The 4,089-nt window shown below is 38.8% G+C and carries 2 protein-coding genes; both read left to right on the top strand.

All coding sequences use genetic code 11. From position 1 onward, the window contains the following. The coding region (locus AC1DND_RS21670; protein ID WP_477584695.1) for a TonB-dependent receptor at positions 1-3,197 on the top strand (3,197 nt) is incomplete at its 5' end. Positions 3,198-3,208: 11 nt separating this feature from the next. After that, positions 3,209-4,089 (top strand): RagB/SusD family nutrient uptake outer membrane protein (locus tag AC1DND_RS21665; RefSeq protein ID WP_477584694.1); only part of this gene is annotated, 881 nt, incomplete at its 3' end.

Raw genomic sequence — 4,089 nt, 5'->3', positions numbered from 1 at the left:
ATAAGGAGCTTTTAGATCAAACAAAGCTGATCAGTATTGTCGTTAAAAATGAACCACTGGAAACGGTTTTGAAAAAGTGTCTTGAAAACCAATCTTTAGACTATTTAATCGAAGATAAGTTAATTGTGATTAGAGAAAAGCTAAAATCGATAAAAAAGGATGAGGGTCAAATACAAAAAACAGATATTAAAGGGAAAATTACTGATCTTATCGGTAAGGGTATCCCTAGTGTAAATATTTCAATAAAAGGGACCAGTAAAGGTACTTCTAGTGATAGCAACGGAAATTTTTCACTCTCCCTTGCAGCAGGTGAAAATGAAATCATCATTTCTGCGGTTGGATTTGAAAGCCAAACTATTGCTGTAAATAATCAAACCAATTTTAATATTGTACTTAAAGAAAGTTTATCCAAACTGAGTGAAGTTGTAGTGGTGGGTTATGGTACGCAAAAAAAATCAAACCTAACGGGGTCGGTCGTTACAGTAGATGCTAAACAGATCAAAGACCGCGGTGTTGCTAATATTTCGAATATTCTTGCTGGCCAGGCACCTGGTGTTACCGTTCTGCAACGTGGTGGCCCTCCGGGTAGAGACATGGGTACCATTAACATTAGAGGTATAGGTACTTTAGGAAACGCCAATGCGTTGCTTATTGTTGATGGTATACAAACTACAGATTTATCTCAGGTTAACCCAAATGATATAGAAAGTGTTTCGGTGTTAAAAGACGCAGCCTCATCGGCTATTTATGGTATTAATGCCGCTAACGGTGTCATTATAGTAACGACAAAACGGGGCATAGCAGGTAAACTAAAGGTAAATTACGAAATGCAAGGCGGATTCTCCGACCTCGGTAAAGTACCCCAAACTGTAAGTTCTGCCGATCTGGCCACCATGTATAACGAGGCACAAACCAATGACGGCATACCAACTTCAGGTTTGAAATTTACTGCACAGGATATTCAAAAATTTAGAGATGGCTCAAGCCCGTTAACCCATGCCAATACCAATTGGGTGGATGCGGTTTTCCCGAAGTCTGGAAATTGGCTTTCACATAACTTAACCTTTAATGGTGGCAATGAAGATACCAAGTACAACGTATCATTAGGTTATTTGGATCAGGATGGACTGATGAACAATACAGGTTATCAGCGTTATAATTTTAGAACTAATTTTGACCAAAAAATTTCAAGCTGGTTAAGTACAGGCTTTAATCTGGCTTTAAGCCTGAGAAATGTAAACGATCCGCCTACGGTTTCAGGTGTTGGTGGAGAAAGCTGGTACCTGCATCAAGCTTTTCAACAATGGCCAAACGACCCTGTAAGCTATCCAGATGGTCGATATGCTTACCCAACGTGGTCTAGCTTAAATTCAAACCCTGTGGCCTATAGCTCAACCATTAACGGTTATTCAAAAAATGCCGATACACGTTTAATAGGTTCTGCTTTTGCTGAGATTAAAATTATAGATGGTTTAAAGCTAAAGGGCGTTGCCTCAAATACTAGAGACTACAATTATGCTTCAAATTTGGGTTTGGGGGTAGATTTGTACCGGATAAATAAAACAACAGGAGAAATTAGTGCAACACCAGAAAATGCAGCTTCTATCCCTGCTTTAACCACGACCAGAAACGTGTCAAGAGGATTTGATCGTTATAGTGACCTTAACCTTCAGCTGCTTTTGAATTATGATAAGACATTTGACAAACACGGTATAAAGGTTTTGGCCGGATATGAGCAGCGTAAAATTACATCAGAAAGCGAGGGAATTACCCGTATAAATTTATCAGACCCATCCTTAACACAAATTAACGCTGCCGATCCTTTAAACCAATCTACTTATGGCAACACGATAGATTTTAGATCAAGGTCTGCCTTTGGTAGGTTGAATTATATCTATGATGAAAAATATCTTTTCGAAGCTAATTTTAGATATGATGCAAGTAGCAGGTTTCCTGCCGGAAAAAGGGCAAAACTATTTCCTGCTTTTTCTGCCGGATGGGTTTTGTCAAAAGAAAACTTCCTGAATTTGCCAAAAGCAATCTCAATGTTAAAGGTTCGTGCGTCTTGGGGTCAACTGGGTAATCAGGAAATTGATAATTATAGGTTTTTATCAACCTATGAGTTTAACGGACAGTATATTTTTGATGGAAACAAAGTTGTTGGTATTAGAGAAGGTGCACTTGCCAACAACAACATAACCTGGGAAACCACAACCTCAAAAAATTTAGGTCTTGATTTAGGTTTGTTTAATAATAAACTAACCTTAACTGGTGAGATTTTTAAAAGGGATACAAAAGATATTTTACTCCCGTTGCCACAAGCCTCTATTCTAGGTGCGGCGCCACCAACATCCAATGCGGGTGCTGTAAGTAATAATGGTTTTGAAATTATAGCAACTTATAAAGACCGTGTAGGAGAAGTAGGTTATTACCTTAATGCAAATATTGCTCAAGTAACCAATAAAATAACGGATCTAAAGGGTACAGATGTTCCCGGAAAAAGGGTTGGCGATCCGATATACAACTTATTTGGCTACCAAGCAGACGGATTGTTTCAAAATCAAGCCGAAATTAATGCAAGTGCTAATCAGTCGGGTGTTGGTAGTACACCAAAACCTGGAGATATAAAGTATAAGGACATCAATGGCGATGGATTTGTCAATGCACAGGACCAGGTAAATCTGGGTACATTTTTTCCAAAAATAAATTATGGTTTCTCTTTCGGGGCAGATTATAAGGGATTCGATTTTTCTACCGTATGGCAAGGTGTGGCTCAAGTAAAAGGAATTTTAAACGGTAGGCTTGCACAGCCATTCGGGTCTTTCGGGTCAGCACCAATTGTACAACAATTAGATCATTGGACAACAGATGGAACCAATGCAAATGCCGCTTATCCCCGCTTAAGCTTTACCGCAGCGGCTAATAATGTCCTAAGTTCTTATTGGTTACGGAATACTGCTTTCCTTAAGCTAAGGAATGTACAATTGGGTTATAGTTTGCCTACTGCGCTGGTTAATAAGATCAAGCTTTCTAGGGTACGCTTTTATTTAAGCGGAGAAAACTTATTAACCATTTCACCATTTAAAATAATGGATCCGGAAAGTATTACCGGTTCAGATCCGTTTTTTGCTTACGGTGGCTCTGGTGCCTATCCTGTTACCAAACGTTTTTTGGCTGGTCTTTCTATAACCTATTAAATTAAAACATCATGAAAAAGATATTAACTATAATATTTACAATTATCTTTTTTACATCTTGTAAGAAAGACTTTTTAAACGTTGCACCTGGCGATAGGTTGTCTAATACCACATTTTGGCGTAATGCTGATGATGCTGTACAGGCGACAACTGGCGTTTACAGTAGCTGGTCCTCATCGCATATCTATCAGCAATATTTTGCCGATGATTGGTCTGATGATGCTATACCTTCAGGCTTTTGGCAGGGCTTTTATTATTTTACTTGGGGCAAGGGTAATATTTCTCCCTCCAATGGGGATATAAGTGGTTATTGGTCAGCATTATATTCTGTTATTCGAACTAGCAATGTGTTTTTAGCCAATGTAGATAAATGTGTGATGGACGATAACCTTAAAGCAAGGTTAAAAGGAGAAGTTCAGTTTGTAAGAGCATATGAATATTATTTACTTTATAACAATTGGGGTGAAGTGCCATTGGTAGACAAACCTTTGAGCCCAGGCGAGGTAAATATTGGCCGGGGTGCTTTGGGTTCAACTGTTGCCTTTATATTGGCCGATCTAAATGCTGCAATCCCAAATTTGCCTACCGTTGCCTCGCAGGCTGGTAGAATTACAAAAGGAGCAGCGCTAACTTTAAAAGCTCGAATTCTACTTACCACTGGCCAGTATGCTGAAGCTGCTACAACAGCCAAAATGGTTATGGATCAAGGAAATTACGAATTGCTAAGAACTACTGCAGGTGATGGCTATAAACAATTGACAAATACCAAACAAGCCAACAACAAAGAAGAAATTTTGGCTTGGCAGTTTGATGGCTCAAACGTAAACAATGATTTTATCAGTAATGTTAATGGATTGTCAGGCTCATTGGTTTCGCCCACAAAGGCACTAGT

The organism is Pedobacter sp. 01N416, from assembly GCF_056399685.1.
This window is presented reverse-complemented; position numbering and strand designations above follow the sequence as displayed.